The organism is Bacillus sp. FSL K6-3431 (genome assembly GCF_038002605.1).
Lineage (GTDB): Bacteria > Bacillota > Bacilli > Bacillales > Bacillaceae_C > Lederbergia.
In genome coordinates, this window is the sequence record NZ_JBBOCT010000001.1 from 4,210,184 (window position 1) to 4,225,443 (window position 15,260).

Genomic DNA, 15,260 nt, shown 5'->3' on the forward strand with positions numbered 1-15,260 from the left:
ATGATTATTTTCTATTTATTTGACTTTGTTTCACTATGGAGCCCATTTTTCGCATTATATATGCTTTTAATAATATTAGCTTATTATTTCATTACTGTAAGATATAGAAAATACTTTAAAGAGAGTACGCCTCTTGCGAAAAAACAGGCAATTTCATTTATTTTATTTATTGTCCTCTTATATATCATAAAGGGATCGCCAATTGATTTGATGAGTCACATGATGTTAACGATGCATATGCTTCAGATGGCATTTTTGCTTTTAATCCTACCCATTTTATTTATTAAGGGGATACCAAATTGGCTTTGGAGAGTGGTATTAAATAATAGAATCATAAAAGCTTTGGTTCGGTTCTTTACAAAACCGGTAATTGCATTACTTCTATTCAATGCAATGTTTTCGCTTTATCATATACCGCTTATTCTTGATTTTTCAAAGACAAGTAACTTTTACCACGCTTTAATTCACACATTATTATTCTTGCTCGCGATTTTAATGTATTGGCCTTTGCTTAATAGTTTGGAAGAGTACAATACCATGTCGGGTCTACAAAAGGTAGGCTATATTTTTGCCAACGGTATGTTAATGCTACCCCCTTGTGCACTTATTATCTTTGCGGACACACCTTTATATGCAACATACTCTGATCCTGAAACCTGGATAAATGCACTTTCTTTATGTGCGACACCATCTTCAATGGCTGGATTGGGTTCAGTTGGACCAGAGATACTAGAGATGTTTAATCCATTAGGACTCCTATATGACCAACAGCTTGGCGGAATTATTATGAAGGCTGTCCAAGAAACTGTATATGGCATCATATTAGCTATGATTTTTAGAGCGTGGTATCGCAAAGAGCAAGAAATAAGCGATCATGAAGAAAACACACCTTTACTGCAAAGGTAAACAATGAATATCGAGGTATATCAATGACCAATGCTTCTAAAAACGTGCTCGTTACAGTCGTTCAGGCGGCGTCTGTCATCATGAATGAAAAAGCCATTGAGCATACACATCCGAAAGTCAAAAAAAGTTGATGAATGAAAATAAGTAGTGGAGGAATGTAAGTTGAACTTGAACGATCTTGCAGCTCAACTGAAAGAAGCTATAAAAAATGAAAATTTATATATTTACGAAATGTTATCGCCGTTAGGAAAGAAACTATATTATCCAAAAGGCATACTGAGTCAAAGTTCAGAAGCCATCGAGAAGGCAAACCGCTTTAATGCCACTATCGGTATTGCTACAGAAGAAAATGAGCCTATGTACTTTCAACATATTCAAGAGCATTTTATGGGATATGATCCCAAAGATATTTATCCATATGCACCACCTGCAGGCAAACAAGAGTTAAGGACGGCATGGAAAGAAAAAATAATAAAAGACAATCCTAATCTACGAAATGAAGTCTTTGGATTGCCTATTGTCACCAATGCACTTACTCATGGTTTGAGTATCGCTGCGGATCTGTTTACAGATATTGGTGATTCGGTTTTAGTGCCTGATAAATATTGGGGAAACTACCAATCGATATTTCATATTCGAAGAGGTGCTAACTTAATAACTTACCCTCTTTTTAATGATAATGGGGAGTTTGATGTTTCCGCTTTTAAAGATACTCTATTCAAACAAAAAACAGCAGGGAAAGCAGTAGTTTTATTGAATTTCCCGAATAATCCCACTGGCTATTCTCCGTATTCTAAAGAAGTGGAAGGCATTATTACTGCTCTATACGAGGCAGCTCAAGAAGAATTGAATATTGTGGTGATTCTGGATGATGCATACTTCGGCTTGTTCTATGAAGACTCTGTAAAAGAATCTTTATTCGGTTATTTATCAGGTTTACATCCGCGGATCCTGCCCATCAAAATAGATGGTGCGACAAAAGAAAACTATGTTTGGGGACTAAGAGTAGGTTTTATCACATTTGCGTCCGAAAGTCCTGTTATCTTGGAAGCTTTAGAACAGAAAACAAAGGGATTGATACGTGGAACAGTTTCTAGCGGTTCGCATTTGTCTCAAACCGTCATTTTGAAGTCACTCCAATCAAAAGAATTTGATCTGGAAAAACAGCAAAAATACAAGATTATGGAGCGAAGAGCGAAGAAGGTAATACAGGTACTAAACCAAGAAAAGTATAATAACTACTGGTCTTGTTACCCTTTCAATTCCGGTTATTTTATGTGTTTGCAGCTAAAAACTGTCGACGCGGAAGAATTAAGGGTGCATTTACTAAATCAATATGGAGTAGGTACAATCGCTATTAATTCTACCGATTTAAGAATTGCCTTCTCCTGTGTGGAAGAACGAAATATTGAGGAACTATTTGATCTTATTTACAAAGGTATAAAAGATCTATTAGCATTCGTGTGATAAATTTATTACATTTTTATATAGTCTGGTGATGGATTTACGTCTATCATCTGTTTTTTTGACTGCTTAAATAAAATTACTAGCTAGTAGGTAATGAGGGTTTTATCTTGAAGAAATACGTATCAACTTTATTAAGTTTAGGATTTTCCCAATGCTTTGTGCCTGCCCGTCTATTGAAATTAATAATAGAGCTGATTAATATTTATCGCAGATTAACGGGCAGTAAAACCCTCACTTCAAGGATTTGAGTAAAAACAATGAAGAGTAAATGGGGATCAACTGCCCGTAAAGGCCCGATTGGTTTAGGCCTACTGGATGTTGGTCACTCAGGCGTTGCCGCAGGACGCGGGGACCTTAGCTAAGTTCCTTAACAATCAGTGAGGGATGATAGAAAAACCCCACTGATTGAAGTTTCACTTTATGGTCAAAAGCAAATGAATGTATATAAATTTGATTGGACTTACCAACAGTATGAATGTAATTCATGAAAGAATTACTATTAAGTATTTTTAGTATCAAAAAAAGTAAAGAATGTTTCATATATCATTGGGTAATCGTTATTATAAATTCGTAAACGAGTGATGGACAAGAAGCATTTAGAGTACTAATAGGTTATCTTTTTCAGGGGACTACTTGATCAGTGGTCCTTTTTGAGTTGTTTATTCCCACCGATAATCAACTATCATTATAATCTTTATCCAAAAACATCATAATGAAAGCGATGTAAATAAAATTATTGACATAATACATTATAATGTTATCATGTAATTAAGATATTATTTACAAATACATCATAATGAAAGGGCGGGGGATGTTGCAAAAACAAACGTTAAGTAACAAATCGAAGTTACCTTTGTATAAACAATTGAAAATTTCCCTAATGAAATATATAGAAGAAAATCTATTAGAAGGGGATGTTCTACCAATTGAGCCTGAGATCGAAAAGATGTATGGTGTGAGTCGGATTACGGTTCGAAGGACAATTGACGAATTGGTAGCAGATGGAATAGTTAAGAAGATTCAAGGGCGGGGTACATTTGTAGAGTCAAAAAGTATAGTACAGACTGCTGGGACAATTACTAGTTGGACCGAAGAAATGCGACATAAAGGGAAAAAAACTCATACTGAAAACTTGGTGTTCATGGAGATTGATCCTACACCTAAACTAAAAAAAGAATTACAACTTACTTCTAATGAAAAAGTACTTTGCCTAAAAAGGATACGCTTTGCTAATGGGGAACCTATTGCCATTATGATCAATTATATGCGTGCTAAATTTGTTCCAAATCTACTTGAAAATGGACTTCAGGGAGAATCATTGTATGAAACTCTGGAGGAAGAGTACGATATCCGTCTTAACAAAGCACACGAACGAATTCAAGCTAGAATTGCGACTGATTTTGAAGCCATTGAGCTAAGGATACCACCTCAGTCTGCTTTGCTCCATTTAACTAGACTATCTTTTTTGGAAGATGGCACTCCATTTGAGCTAGTCGAGATGTCGAATAGAGGGGACCGTTATCAATACTCCATTGACTTGGATGGAAGGAATAAAACAAAAACGTTTTAATGAAAGGAATGAAAGACAATGCTAACCCTATCTGAAGGTTTAATTGAATTAGATGTCAAAGCCTCAGACGCTGAGGATGCGATAAGAAAAGCAGGACAACTATTAGTAAATGAAGGACTAGCGGAAGAAAGATATGTAGATGCAATGGTCAAGGGATTTCAAGATATAGGTCCATATATTGTTATCGCACCAAATATTGCATTTCCACATGCTAGACCTGAATTGGGTGCCAAAGGCAAAGGGGTTTCAATGATTAGATTAAGTGAGCCTGTTGTTTTTGGTCACCCGACAAATGATCCAATTACACTAGTTTGTGCGCTATGTGGTACAGATAATACGAGCCATATCGAAATGCTTCAGGCACTTGCGAATGTACTAAGAGATGAGGAAAAGCTTGACATCATCATGAATAAGGCAATTTCAAAGCAGGAAATTATATCTATTATTTAAATTATGAGGAGGATGTTTTATATGAAAATTGTAACCGTTTGCGGAATGGGATTTGGAACTAGTTTAATGCTACTTATGGATATTCAGTCTATTGCCAAGGGTCATGGTTATGAATTAGATGGAGAAGCAGTTGATTTAGGATCGGCGAAAGGAAAGCCATGCGATTTCATGGTGGCATCCAGTGAAATATCTGCAGAGTTGATAGATGAACCTGTGGAAGTAATCTCTATTAATAATTTATTAGATAAAGAAGAAATTGAAAGTAAGGTCATGCCAGTCATTCAAAAACTAGCCAAAAAGGGGTAATGAAATATGTTAGATACCATTGTATCGATTTTAAGTAATCCAGCTATCATATTAGGGTTAATCGCCTTAGTTGGATTAGTTGCCCTCAGAAAATCAACTTCTGACATTATTAAAGGAACGCTAAAAACCATTTTCGGTTTTATCATTTTGCAACAAGGATCTAATATTATTGTATCAGCGCTGCTACCGTTTAGTACCATGTTCACTGAAGCATTTGGTTTGACGGGCATAGTAGCCGAGGATAATGCATTGGTTGCTGCTGTACAAACTGTATTAGGAAAAGAAACGGCTTTAATCTTAGTGTTTGCGTTTTTAATAAACTTATTGATTGCAAGAGTAACGAAATGGAAATATATCTTTCTCACAGGCCATATGATGTTCTCGTTCGCAGGTACAATGGCTATCGTCTTTAACCAAATGGGCTTATCTAGTACAACTACCATTGTTCTAGGTTCCGTTATTCAAGGGATTTCAATGGTCCTTTTCCCTGCTATTTCTCAACCATTTGTTCGTAAAATTACGGGCAATGATAATATTGCATTTGGCTTCTGGGGAAGTTCATGGATTAGCATGTCAGGATGGATTGGCGGTAAGCTAGGAAATAAAAAGCATTCTACGGAAGATGTCAAAGTACCAAAATCACTTGATTTCTTAAAAGATATGAGTATTCTAATGGGAATCATTATGATTGTAATCTATTTATTTACTGCCATGTTTGTCGATTCCGCAACAATGAATGAAATATCAGGAGGAACAAACTTATTTCAGTTTGCCTTAATGAATGCCCTAACATTTGTTGCAGGTATTCTAATACTTCTACAAGGTGTGCGCATGTTTCTCGGTGAGATTGTTCCTGCATTTAAAGGGGTAGGAGAGAAAATAGTTCCAGGCGCAAAACCTGCACTAGACGTTCCGATTTTCTTCTCTTTTGCTCCAATTGCTGTAACAATCGGCTTCCTTTCAGCGTTAGTAGGAGGACTTTTGGTTACAGTGATATCAGGTATATTACCAGTAGTTGTTTTACCTTCGGTTATCGGATTATTTTTCATGGGTGGTGCTGCTGGAGTTTTCGGTAATGCGACTGGTGGAAGACGTGGGGCAATCATTGCGGGACTCTTCTTAGGGATTTCGTGGTCATTACTCGTAGCACTTGCATATCCGTTAGTTGATATGACCGCTTATGGTGTTGAAGGGCTTTGGTTTGCGTCACCAGATGCGATTATCGTGGTTGTATTAATAAGATTAATAGGAATGTTATTCGGGATAGGGTTATAAGGCCAAGATTATAACATATAGGAGGAATTATTGATGGGAAAAGTGAGAACAGTTTTAGGCGATATAGATGCAAAAGATCTTGGGTTTACTTACAGTCATGAACATTTATGGACTTGCCCACCTTCAGGTCAAAAAGATCGTGATTTAGAGCTTTCAAACTACGAAGCCTCTACTAGTGAACTTTTGAGATTTAAAAGGGCTGGGGGAAATACATTAGTAGAAGCTTCTACCTTAGATTATGGAAGAGATGCATCCAAACTAAAACGGATGGCAGCCGAAACCGGTGTGAATGTTGTTGCAACTACAGGTTTTAATAAGCATATTTATTTCCCGGCATGGGTAGAGGCCTTAACAATGGAAGAAATTCAAGAAAAATTAGTAAGAGACGTAACAATTGGCATGGACGGAACAGATGCAAAAGCTGGGTTTTTAAAAGCTGGATCCTGGGATCAATTAATACATCCTCTGGAGGAAAAAGTTACTAGAGCTGTTTCCCGGGCCCAAAAGGAAACAGGGGCACCTGTTTGGCTGCATACGGAAGCAGGAACAATGGGTGAAGAAATGCTTGATATTTTGGAAGAAGAGCAAATCGATCTATCAAAAGTGGCAGTGGGCCATAGTGATCGAAATGCGGATCCATATTATCATTTACAACTTGCCAAAAGAGGGGCATATGTTCAATTTGACGGGGTAAGTAAAATAAAATATTATCCTGACAGCGTTAGAGTGGAGCTCATTAAAAATATGATTGAAAACGGATATGTGAAACAACTACTTATTTCTGCCGATATGGGACGACAAGTTTATTTACAAGCCTATGGTGGAGGGCCTGGATTTGAATACATCTTGAAAAAGTTCATTCCACGTTTATTAGATGAAGGGGTAAGCCGAGATGATATTCATACAATCTTTGTAGAAAATCCTGCCCGTTGGTTAGGGCAATTTGAAGGGTGAATAAAATGACGACATTAAAAAATGGAGCAATCTGTGCCATTCTTCGCGGGGTAGATCCCGAAGATGCTATCGCAATTACAGAAACCTTAGTTGAAAATGGAATTACTATGCTTGAAGTGTCACTTAGTGAGGAAGAAAAAGCGCTTGGCTGTATTCAAAATATCCGTTCCACCTTTCAAGATGCTGTTTTTTTAGGAGCAGGTACCGTTATTCATCCACATCAGGTTGATCTTGTATTAGAAGCAGGTGCAAAATATATTATCACTCCAGGGTGGGATAGAGAGTTAGTGCGCTATGTAAAATCAAAGCAAGTAGATGTATTCCCAGGTGTTTTTACTCCGGGAGAGATTATGCAAGCCTCTCAAGATGGAGTAAATGTGGTGAAGCTATTTCCAGCAAATGCACTTGGGGTATCTTATGTAAAAAGTCTTCAAGGACCTTTTCCAAAGGTGCATATTATGGGAGTAGGCGGCATTGATTTAACAAATCTAAACGATTATTATGATGCAGGGTGTTCTTCATTTGCTATTGGAAGCGATCTTGTGCCAAGAGGTGCTACGACAAAAGACTTGAAGGCCATTGGACAAAAAGCAAAACAGTATGTAGAGCTTATGCAAAAGCTAGGGAGCTGATTTATATGGCAGAGGTAAAAGAAATGATCAACTTGACTAGGGATCAAGTTAAAGCCGCTATAGAGGAATTTCCAGTTGCGATTTTACCTTTAGGTGCCACTGAACAGCATGGTCATCACCTTCCTTTAGGTGTCGATATATATTTAGCTGAAGGGATCGCAAAGAAAATTTGTGAAAAAACAGGTGCGCTTTTATTACCAGCTCTTCCGTTTGGTTATTCGTGGGTATGGCGTGATATTCCCGGTACAGTTTCACTACAACAACACCATGTTGAAGCAGTGATCAAAGATGTGGCTCATAGTGTTAGTCGATATGGGGTAAAGACACTCATCCTAGTGAATGGACATGATGCAAATAATGCAGCAATGAAATATGCAACTAGAGAGTTAATGGATGAATTAAATATGAATGTGGTTTATTTGTTTTATCCTGACCTCAATCAAGTAATGAAAGAACACTGTGATTCTCAACCTTGGCACGGTATGATTCATGCATGTGAATTGGAAACTTCCCTTATGCTCGCTATAAAGCCTGACCTAGTAGATATGTCTAAGGCAGTAACAGAATATCCAGATAAACCAGCTTTATATGGAAGATCAACACTATCATTGGGAGAACTAAGTAAAAGTGGAGTATATGGAGATGCCACTGTTGCTAGTAAGGCAAAAGGGGAAAAGCTTCTAAATAGCTTTGTTGATAGGATGGTTGAGTTAGTACAATTGGCTACAGATGATGTAGGGGATAAGTAATACCACTTCAAATATATACTTAATGGAGTGAAAAATAGAGGCTTTTCATAAGTTCAAAAAACTTTTGAAGAGCCTCTATTTTATAATTCTTATAGCTTTATTGTCCAACTATTAACTAATTCCATGTCCGTTATAAATTTTAAGTATATATGAATATGTAATGACTAATGCACATAATAATTAAACTTACGTAAGTCGCGACTCATTTTTCCTTTTAAGAAATGTTGCATTACCGAAAACAATCCCCGCTAAAATGAGGGATACTCCACTCCACTGTATCAAAGTGACGTTCTCACCTAAAATAATAGCCGACATAATCACAGCAACTGGGAGTTCAGAAGCAGATAATATCGTGCCAAGTCCTGGTCCTACATATGGCATCCCGATTGAAAAAAGTAAAGGTGGCAGAAAGACGCCAAAAAAGCCAAGTAATAAACCATAAGGTGCTAATCCAAGAAGCACAGGAATATTAAATAAAAACATTGGTGGAAATAGAATCATCACAATACTTAATGCGCCTGTTGATAGAAGTGCACTTTTGAAAATGGGCGGAACGTTATTTCCAACTGCACCACTCACTAAAATAAAGATTGAAAATGTACAGGCTGAAAGCATTCCCCAAATCATACCAATTAAAGAAAGTTCTTTAATCCCATCTACAATAAAACCTGCAGCCAAAACGGAACCCACAAGAAGAATAATAATTGAAATGAGTTTGCTTTGATTAGGCTTATTTTTATAAAAAATCCATTCAATCAATGTTCCGATCCAGATAAATTGAAATAAAAATATGATGGCAAGTGATGCATCTACGGTTTGTAAGGACTTATAATAAAAAATTCCAGTTAAACCCATAGGAAATCCTGATATGAGCAGCTTACATACTTGCAGCATACTAATATTAAACTTCTTCTTTTTGGTAATAAGAACAATCAACCAAATAAAGATTGTTCCAAATAAAAATTGACCTCCTGCTACTTCCGCCATAGAAAAACCTGCGGAGTAAGCTAGTTTTACAAATGTTGATAAAATCCCGAAACAGCATCCTCCCAAAAAGACGATGGTTGCATATTGCCAAGTCTTCATTTCCATTACTCCTTTTATGAAAAACACGACTATCTACTATTTTGAAATATAAGGTGATAAGATCCCCCCTACTTATCTAGGCATTAACAAAGTAAGACCGATAATTGATATGAGAGGAATGGAAAGACATAATGCACTCCCAATAAAAGCGAATGTAGTTACGATATTTTTATTTTCCTTTGTCACATCCACTTTAGTTTGTAAGAATATGTAAAAGGGAGCGAATGCCAATGCTAAAATAATGACGATTGCTGGTACAAATAATTCATTGATTATGGCGACAGGCTCGCTCATTATAAATCCAAAGACAATGAGTATAATTGGAATTGTTTCAGCAATTGCTACTCCGATGAAAAAATTTGTTTGATGCGTATTACGACTCTCAGGATTTCGTTTAATTTTATCCATGAAAATTTTAAAAACTATTAAAATGGAAATAACAGCAAGAATAGAAGCGAACATGAACAAGTATGCAGCAGACAATGAAATAACCCCCAACTATTTAAATATTAAAATCAAACATAGATAGATACCTTATTTAGAAGGTAAGAACTACTAATTCTATTATTATACAGTAAACTCAAACAATTCATAGCAGTATAAGAAGCCTAGAGGTCTGATTGTATAGTGAAAGAAATACCAAGGGTTAATATTAAAATTCCTAATAAATAAAAAACATATTTCACTTTACTCGACCTCTTTATCATTATTTTTGTTGTAAATGCAACAAAACAAGGATAAACTTAATATATGTTGTTTTTATTGCATTTGCAACAAAAATATATTCTAAGGAGTTAAGTTATGAAGGGAATTCTTCGTGAAATTGGAATGATAGCAAGGGCATTAGACTCTATAAGTAATATAGAATTTAAAGAATATGACCTTACAAAAGGGCAGTATTTGTACCTTGTACGAATATGTGAAAATCCAGGGATCATTCAAGAAAAGTTAGCTGAGATGATAAAGGTAGATCGAACAACAGCAGCTCGTGCTATAAAAAAACTTGAAATTAATGGCTTTATTGAAAAGAAGGAAGATGCACATAACAAAAAAAATAAAAAACTCTTTCCGACAGAGAAGGGGGAGAATGTTTATCCTTTCATAAAAAGTGAAAATGATTATTCCAATACTATGGCATTAGAAGGATTTTCCGAGAAAGAAGCAGAAACCGCTTTCGATCTTCTTCAAAGAATAAGAAAAAATGTAGAAAAAGACTGGGGATTTGTAAAAAAAGGAAACAAGAGAAATTATTGATTATATAAAGGAGCGATATATTCAAATGGTTATAAGTATAAAAAAGTGTGCCCTTGAAGATTCACTTGAACTTCAAGAAATTAGTCATGAAACATTTAATGAGACATTTAAGCATCAAAATTCACCCGAAAATATGAATGCCTATTTGGAAAGGGCATTTAACTTAATACAATTAAAAAAAGAATTATCCAATCCTTCTTCGCAATTCTTTTTTGTTTATTTTAATAATGAAGTCGCTGGATATTTGAAGGTTAACACTAATAATGCTCAGTCTGAAGAAATGGGCGATGAATTACTTGAAATTGAGAGAATTTATATTAGGAATAAGTTTCAAAAACATGGGCTTGGTAAGTGCCTCCTAAATAAAGCGATGGAAATTGCGATGGAATGTAAGAAAAATAAAATCTGGCTAGGCGTATGGGAAAAAAATGAAAATGCTATTGTTTTTTATAAGAAAAAGGGGTTTGTTCAAACTGGAGCCCACTCTTTTTATATGGGTGATGAAGAACAAGTGGACTTTATAATGACCAAAACACTCATATAACTTGCTTTTATATTCAAAAATGGCTTTTAAATTTTTGGAAAAAGGTATAGTAGCAAAATAAAAAGGCGTCAAAAATGTGTGGAATCAGCATTTTCCCCAGGATGTTTAACGCTATTTCCAAGATTACTTTATCTTGCTTTTATATTGTGCAAATGTTTGTATATCACGATTATCGTATATAATTATGTAAGAGGTGAACACGGTGAAAGTGAAAAAATCAAATATTCCTGCTGAATATTGGAAAGCCATCATTGAATGTGATCCAGCGTATGATGACACGTTTTTTTATGCGGTACAAACGACGGGAATTTTTTGCAGACCATCTTGTAAATCGAGGGAACCAAATAGAGATAATGTGCGCATCTTTCAAAATGCATACATGGCATTAGAGGGGAAATTCAGGCCGTGCAAGCGATGTAAACCAGACAACTTAACCTTGCCTGCTGATGAGTGGATTAAGCAAATCACTGAATGGATCGACCACTATTATTCTGAACGACTCACTTTAGACGTTTTAGCAGATATTTTCCATGGTAGCCCTTATCATTTACAACGACTATTTAAACAAGTGAAGGGCATATCACCAAATGAATATACGCAGCAGGTTCGATTAACAAAAGCAATCGAAAAATTAGAGACTACCAAGCAATCGGTGGCAGATATCGGAATGGTAATCGGATTTTCAAGTACACCGTATTTTATTACTTTGTTTAAGAACAAGTTAGGAGTCACACCGGCAGGTTATCGAAAAACATATGAGAAAAACTTGATAAAGGAGCGGGGAAACAAATGAAAGATAAGCATGAACAAATAATTGAATGGTCCATTCTAGAATACGACCGATGGCATTTATATATAGCCAAGACAGAAAAGGGGCTTTGCTATATTGGTTCACCTGGACAATCGTATGAGGGGCTTGGGGCATGGATACAAAAACATTTTCCAAAAGCGACCCTTGTGGAAAACGAGGAGGCTTTGAAACCATATATCACCGAACTAAGTGAATACTTTGAGGGAAATCGGCAGTTATTCTCTTTGCCAATTGATATAAAAGGAACACCATTTCAAGAAGAAGTTTGGGAAGCGTTACAGCAAATACCTTATGGAAAAACATACTCCTATTCAGATATTGCTGAACTTATTCAAAGGCCTAAAGCAGTCCGTGCGGTTGGATCGGCTATAGGCTCCAACCCAGCACTTATTACGGTACCATGTCATCGTGTGATTGGAAAAAATGGAGCAATAACAGGTTACCGGGGAGGCACGGAAATGAAGCAGTATCTTCTTCAATTAGAAGGAGGTAAGGTAAATAGGAAAGATAGTTAAAAGTACAATTGAATCCTAATCTTGACATCTCATAATTAAACTTTGTAGTAAAATAATTAATATACTCTTATCTAAAAATTGCAGGAGTAGTTTAATGAGTAAGGGGACGATTTTTTTATGGATGCAGAAGTAGCAGTAATTGGTCTTGGGACAATGGGGAGTATGGCGATGTGGCAGCTTGCTCGAAGAGGGGTTTCCGTTTTAGGTTTTGAGCAGTTTGGGATTGGGCATGATCAGTCCGCTGCTGGAGGAGAAACACGTCTTTTTCGAACTGCCTATTTTGAAGGTGCTGAATATGTGCCATTACTTCAAGAAGCATATAATCAATGGAGAGAGCTTGAAAAGGAATCTGGATATGATTTACTTACTATCAATGGCGGGCTTATGATCGGTGATCCTGAAAGTGAATTCATAAAAGGGGTGATGAATAGTATTCACACGCATCATCTTGTTCATGAAGTTCTCGATGAAGAGGCAGCGAAGGAACGCTTTCCCCAGCATCGTTTATTACCGGGAGAAATCATGGTTTTAGATAAGCAAGCTGGGTTTCTGCGACCGGAACTTTCCGTTTTGGCGGCAGTGCAATCTGCTGAAAAGCTCGGAGCAACTGTGCATAAATATTCGCAAGTTCAAGAAATTGAACCGTTTGAAAATGGTGTGAGAATTAAAGCTAACAATACATATTATCGAGTGAAGAAGGTTATTATAACGGCGGGCCCTTGGACAGGTACGCTTCTTCCCGAGCTCCAAAAGCAGCTTACAATTCAGAGATTAGTGATGACATGGTATCCTTTATTGGAAAAAGAAAAGTTTAGTGTCGCTAATTTCCCAACTTTTATTAGGATGAGTCGTGGTGTTAACATTTTTGGTACCCCGACGCTAGATGGTAGCATGGTAAAGGTAGCGCTCGGTACTTTTTATGGGGAGGTTGCTAATGCGGATGCCCTTGATCGAAGTGTAGATGTTCATAGTCTGAAAAAAGTGAATGATGCAGTGCGAGAGCTTATGTCAGGATTAAATGCTGAACCAACCCGTGTAAGTGCATATATGGATGCATATACACCTGATAATGATGCTATCATAGGAACACATCCTCAATTTAAAGATGCTCTTATATTATGTGGATTTTCAGGACATGGTTTTAAAATGGCCCCAATCTTTGGTCAAATTGCCGCGGATCTTATTACTACTGGAAAAACGGAGTATTCAATTGATCATCTGTCGCTGACCAGATTTTTATAACCAAAAAGCTGAACAAGAGTCAGTATTTTAAAATTATTTTTTTATCAATGATTTCAACTTCCTTAGAAAATAGGGAAGTTGTTTTTTCGTTTAAACTAAAGCTAAAAAGGTAATAGTTTAGACAGGAGGATGAAAAATGAAACATTTTGATGCAGTAATAATTGGGTTTGGTAAAGCTGGTAAAACGCTAGCGTCAATGCTTGCTAAGAAAGGAAAAAGCGTTGCAATGATTGAAAAATCAGCCGAAATGTATGGTGGAACATGTATTAACATTGCTTGTATCCCAACAAAATCGCTCGTTTATCAATCCAATCAACGTAAATATTCTATAAACATGCAATAGAAGAAAAAGATGACTTAACTTCACTTTTACGCGACAAGAATTTTCATATGCTAGATGATCTAGAAAAGGTTACGATTTATACAGCAGAAGCAAGCTTTATAGATGAAAGCAAGGTTCAAGTAAAAACAGACAATGAACAGTTTGAGATATCAGCAGATCGTTTTTTTATTAATACTGGTTCCTCGCCAATCATTCCATCAATTAAAGGGTTGGAGCATACGGATTTTGTTTATCATTCAACGACACTACAGGCATTGGACAAGCTTCCAGAAAAGCTAATTATCATTGGTGGCGGCTATATTGGGCTAGAGTTTGCTTCGATATATGCAAACTTCGGCTCAGAGGTAACAATAATTGATCGATCTTCAGAGTTTTTACCGAGGGAAGATCGCGATATAGCAGAAGAAGTAAAAAAAGTACTCGAGGCGAAGAATATTAAAATAGAAGTAGGTAGCAAAGTAGAATCAGTAGAAAATCATGATGGAGGTGTGATTGTCTCCTATCAAACGAGCGAGAATAATCGTGTAGAAGCATATGGAGCAGCAGTGCTACTTGCTACAGGAAGAAAACCAAACACAGATGGACTAGGACACGAAAATACATCTGTAGAAATAGATGATAAGGGTGCAATTGTTGTTAATGATTTGTTAAAGACCACAGTCGATCACATTTGGGCATTAGGTGATGTGAATGGCGGTCCACAGTTTACCTATATTTCTTTAGATGATTTCCGGATTATTAAAGACGGACTTTTCGAGGATGGGAAATATACGAAGAAAAAGCGTAGCAATGTACCATATTCGGTATTTATTGACCCTATTTTATCGCATGTAGGATTAAATGAAAAAATGGCGAAGGAAAAAGGTGTTAATTACAAAGTGGTAACATTACCAGCGGCCACGATTCCACGTGCCCGTATTGTAAAACAAACAGATGGACTTTTAAAGGCACTTATAGATCCCAGCACAAATGAGATTTTAGGTTGCACATTATATTGCGCTGAATCAAGTGAAATGATCAATACAGTACGAATCGTAATGGAAGCAAAATTGCCATACACATTTTTACGCGATAATATTTTCACACATCCTTCGATGAATGAATCACTTAACGATTTGTTTTCTCAAATGGAATAGTTAACAAACTTTTGGAGAGT

General features: G+C 36.4%; 18 protein-coding genes and 1 pseudogene. 16 read left to right on the forward strand and 3 right to left on the reverse strand.

The features are described from left to right. The 9 genes from ctaG to MHB53_RS20350 all read left to right on the forward strand — a co-directional run bounded on the left by ctaG (position 1) and on the right by MHB53_RS20350 (position 8,309). Positions 1–906: a cytochrome c oxidase assembly factor CtaG gene (gene ctaG / locus MHB53_RS20310; RefSeq protein ID WP_340921832.1), complete on the forward strand. Its 906-nt coding sequence runs from the start codon at positions 1–3 to the stop codon at positions 904–906. Between the two features lie 168 nt (positions 907–1,074). Then, positions 1,075–2,373, forward strand: coding sequence for an aminotransferase class I/II-fold pyridoxal phosphate-dependent enzyme (locus MHB53_RS20315; protein ID WP_340924884.1), 1,299 nt, complete (start codon positions 1,075–1,077; stop codon positions 2,371–2,373). Between the two features lie 814 nt (positions 2,374–3,187). Then, positions 3,188–3,943, forward strand: a complete 756-nt coding sequence (locus tag MHB53_RS20320) for a GntR family transcriptional regulator (protein WP_340921835.1) — start codon at positions 3,188–3,190, stop codon at positions 3,941–3,943. An 18-nt stretch (positions 3,944–3,961) separates the two neighbouring features. Further along, on the forward strand, positions 3,962–4,393 hold the full coding sequence (locus MHB53_RS20325) for a PTS sugar transporter subunit IIA (RefSeq protein ID WP_340921836.1): 432 nt from the start codon (positions 3,962–3,964) through the stop codon (positions 4,391–4,393). Positions 4,394–4,414: 21 nt separating this feature from the next. Continuing rightward, positions 4,415–4,699, forward strand: coding sequence for a PTS sugar transporter subunit IIB (locus MHB53_RS20330; protein WP_340921839.1), 285 nt, complete (start codon positions 4,415–4,417; stop codon positions 4,697–4,699). 6 nt (positions 4,700–4,705) lie between these two features. Continuing rightward, on the forward strand, positions 4,706–5,974 hold the full coding sequence (locus tag MHB53_RS20335; protein ID WP_340921841.1) for a PTS ascorbate transporter subunit IIC: 1,269 nt from the start codon (positions 4,706–4,708) through the stop codon (positions 5,972–5,974). A 30-nt stretch (positions 5,975–6,004) separates the two neighbouring features. Further along, positions 6,005–6,928: a phosphotriesterase family protein gene (locus MHB53_RS20340; protein WP_340921843.1), complete on the forward strand. Its 924-nt coding sequence runs from the start codon at positions 6,005–6,007 to the stop codon at positions 6,926–6,928. A 5-nt stretch (positions 6,929–6,933) separates the two neighbouring features. After that, on the forward strand, positions 6,934–7,560 hold the full coding sequence (locus tag MHB53_RS20345; protein WP_340921845.1) for a bifunctional 4-hydroxy-2-oxoglutarate aldolase/2-dehydro-3-deoxy-phosphogluconate aldolase: 627 nt from the start codon (positions 6,934–6,936) through the stop codon (positions 7,558–7,560). Between the two features lie 5 nt (positions 7,561–7,565). Continuing rightward, complete coding sequence (locus MHB53_RS20350) at positions 7,566–8,309, forward strand: creatininase family protein (RefSeq protein WP_340921847.1); 744 nt, start codon at positions 7,566–7,568, stop codon at positions 8,307–8,309. A 186-nt stretch (positions 8,310–8,495) separates the two neighbouring features. Here MHB53_RS20350 and MHB53_RS20355 read toward each other — a convergent pair whose 3' ends face one another. The 3 genes and pseudogenes from MHB53_RS20355 to MHB53_RS20365 all read right to left on the reverse strand — a co-directional run. Beyond that, entirely contained in the window at positions 8,496–9,395 is a 900-nt protein-coding gene (locus MHB53_RS20355) for an EamA family transporter (protein ID WP_340921849.1), read from the reverse strand. A 72-nt stretch (positions 9,396–9,467) separates the two neighbouring features. Then, the gene (locus tag MHB53_RS20360) at positions 9,468–9,878 is read right to left on the reverse strand and encodes a hypothetical protein (protein ID WP_340921850.1); all 411 of its coding nucleotides are present in this window, start codon (positions 9,876–9,878) and stop codon (positions 9,468–9,470) included. A 128-nt stretch (positions 9,879–10,006) separates the two neighbouring features. Continuing rightward, a pseudogene (locus tag MHB53_RS20365) lies at positions 10,007–10,081 on the reverse strand (YitT family protein); the annotation flags it as partial. A 115-nt stretch (positions 10,082–10,196) separates the two neighbouring features. Between MHB53_RS20365 and MHB53_RS20370 the strand changes: the two are divergent. The 7 genes from MHB53_RS20370 to MHB53_RS20400 all read left to right on the forward strand — a co-directional run bounded on the left by MHB53_RS20370 (position 10,197) and on the right by MHB53_RS20400 (position 15,240). Beyond that, the gene (locus tag MHB53_RS20370) at positions 10,197–10,649 is read left to right on the forward strand and encodes a MarR family winged helix-turn-helix transcriptional regulator (RefSeq protein WP_340921851.1); all 453 of its coding nucleotides are present in this window, start codon (positions 10,197–10,199) and stop codon (positions 10,647–10,649) included. 25 nt (positions 10,650–10,674) lie between these two features. Then, positions 10,675–11,193, forward strand: a complete 519-nt coding sequence (locus tag MHB53_RS20375) for a GNAT family N-acetyltransferase (RefSeq protein WP_340921852.1) — start codon at positions 10,675–10,677, stop codon at positions 11,191–11,193. A 202-nt stretch (positions 11,194–11,395) separates the two neighbouring features. Further along, positions 11,396–11,986 (forward strand): bifunctional transcriptional activator/DNA repair enzyme AdaA, encoded by a 591-nt coding sequence (locus MHB53_RS20380; RefSeq protein WP_445661462.1) that lies wholly within the window; start codon positions 11,396–11,398, stop codon positions 11,984–11,986. Then, positions 11,983–12,519 (forward strand): methylated-DNA--[protein]-cysteine S-methyltransferase, encoded by a 537-nt coding sequence (locus MHB53_RS20385; protein WP_340921856.1) that lies wholly within the window; start codon positions 11,983–11,985, stop codon positions 12,517–12,519. Before MHB53_RS20380 ends, MHB53_RS20385 begins: the two co-directional genes overlap by 4 nt. A 117-nt stretch (positions 12,520–12,636) precedes the next feature. Beyond that, positions 12,637–13,761, forward strand: coding sequence for an N-methyl-L-tryptophan oxidase (gene solA, locus MHB53_RS20390; RefSeq protein WP_340921858.1), 1,125 nt, complete (start codon positions 12,637–12,639; stop codon positions 13,759–13,761). 136 nt (positions 13,762–13,897) lie between these two features. Then, on the forward strand, positions 13,898–14,104 hold the full coding sequence (locus tag MHB53_RS20395; protein WP_340921860.1) for an FAD-dependent oxidoreductase: 207 nt from the start codon (positions 13,898–13,900) through the stop codon (positions 14,102–14,104). A 47-nt stretch (positions 14,105–14,151) separates the two neighbouring features. Continuing rightward, positions 14,152–15,240: an FAD-dependent oxidoreductase gene (locus MHB53_RS20400; RefSeq protein WP_340921861.1), complete on the forward strand. Its 1,089-nt coding sequence runs from the start codon at positions 14,152–14,154 to the stop codon at positions 15,238–15,240. The last annotated feature ends 20 nt before the right edge of the window (positions 15,241–15,260 follow it).

Coding starts and splice junctions, on each gene's coding strand:
- MHB53_RS20375 (WP_340921852.1), top strand. CDS start 10,675: ATGGTTATAAGTATAAAAAAGTGTGCCCTTGAAGATTCACTTGAACTT.
- MHB53_RS20400 (WP_340921861.1), top strand. CDS start 14,152: ATGCTAGATGATCTAGAAAAGGTTACGATTTATACAGCAGAAGCAAGC.
- MHB53_RS20335 (WP_340921841.1), top strand. CDS start 4,706: ATGTTAGATACCATTGTATCGATTTTAAGTAATCCAGCTATCATATTA.
- MHB53_RS20325 (WP_340921836.1), top strand. CDS start 3,962: ATGCTAACCCTATCTGAAGGTTTAATTGAATTAGATGTCAAAGCCTCA.
- MHB53_RS20345 (WP_340921845.1), top strand. CDS start 6,934: ATGACGACATTAAAAAATGGAGCAATCTGTGCCATTCTTCGCGGGGTA.
- MHB53_RS20350 (WP_340921847.1), top strand. CDS start 7,566: ATGGCAGAGGTAAAAGAAATGATCAACTTGACTAGGGATCAAGTTAAA.
- MHB53_RS20330 (WP_340921839.1), top strand. CDS start 4,415: ATGAAAATTGTAACCGTTTGCGGAATGGGATTTGGAACTAGTTTAATG.
- MHB53_RS20395 (WP_340921860.1), top strand. CDS start 13,898: ATGAAACATTTTGATGCAGTAATAATTGGGTTTGGTAAAGCTGGTAAA.
- MHB53_RS20355 (WP_340921849.1), bottom strand. CDS start 9,395: ATGAAGACTTGGCAATATGCAACCATCGTCTTTTTGGGAGGATGCTGT.
- MHB53_RS20385 (WP_340921856.1), top strand. CDS start 11,983: ATGAAAGATAAGCATGAACAAATAATTGAATGGTCCATTCTAGAATAC.
- ctaG (WP_340921832.1), top strand. CDS start 1: ATGATTATTTTCTATTTATTTGACTTTGTTTCACTATGGAGCCCATTT.
- solA (WP_340921858.1), top strand. CDS start 12,637: ATGGATGCAGAAGTAGCAGTAATTGGTCTTGGGACAATGGGGAGTATG.
- MHB53_RS20370 (WP_340921851.1), top strand. CDS start 10,197: ATGAAGGGAATTCTTCGTGAAATTGGAATGATAGCAAGGGCATTAGAC.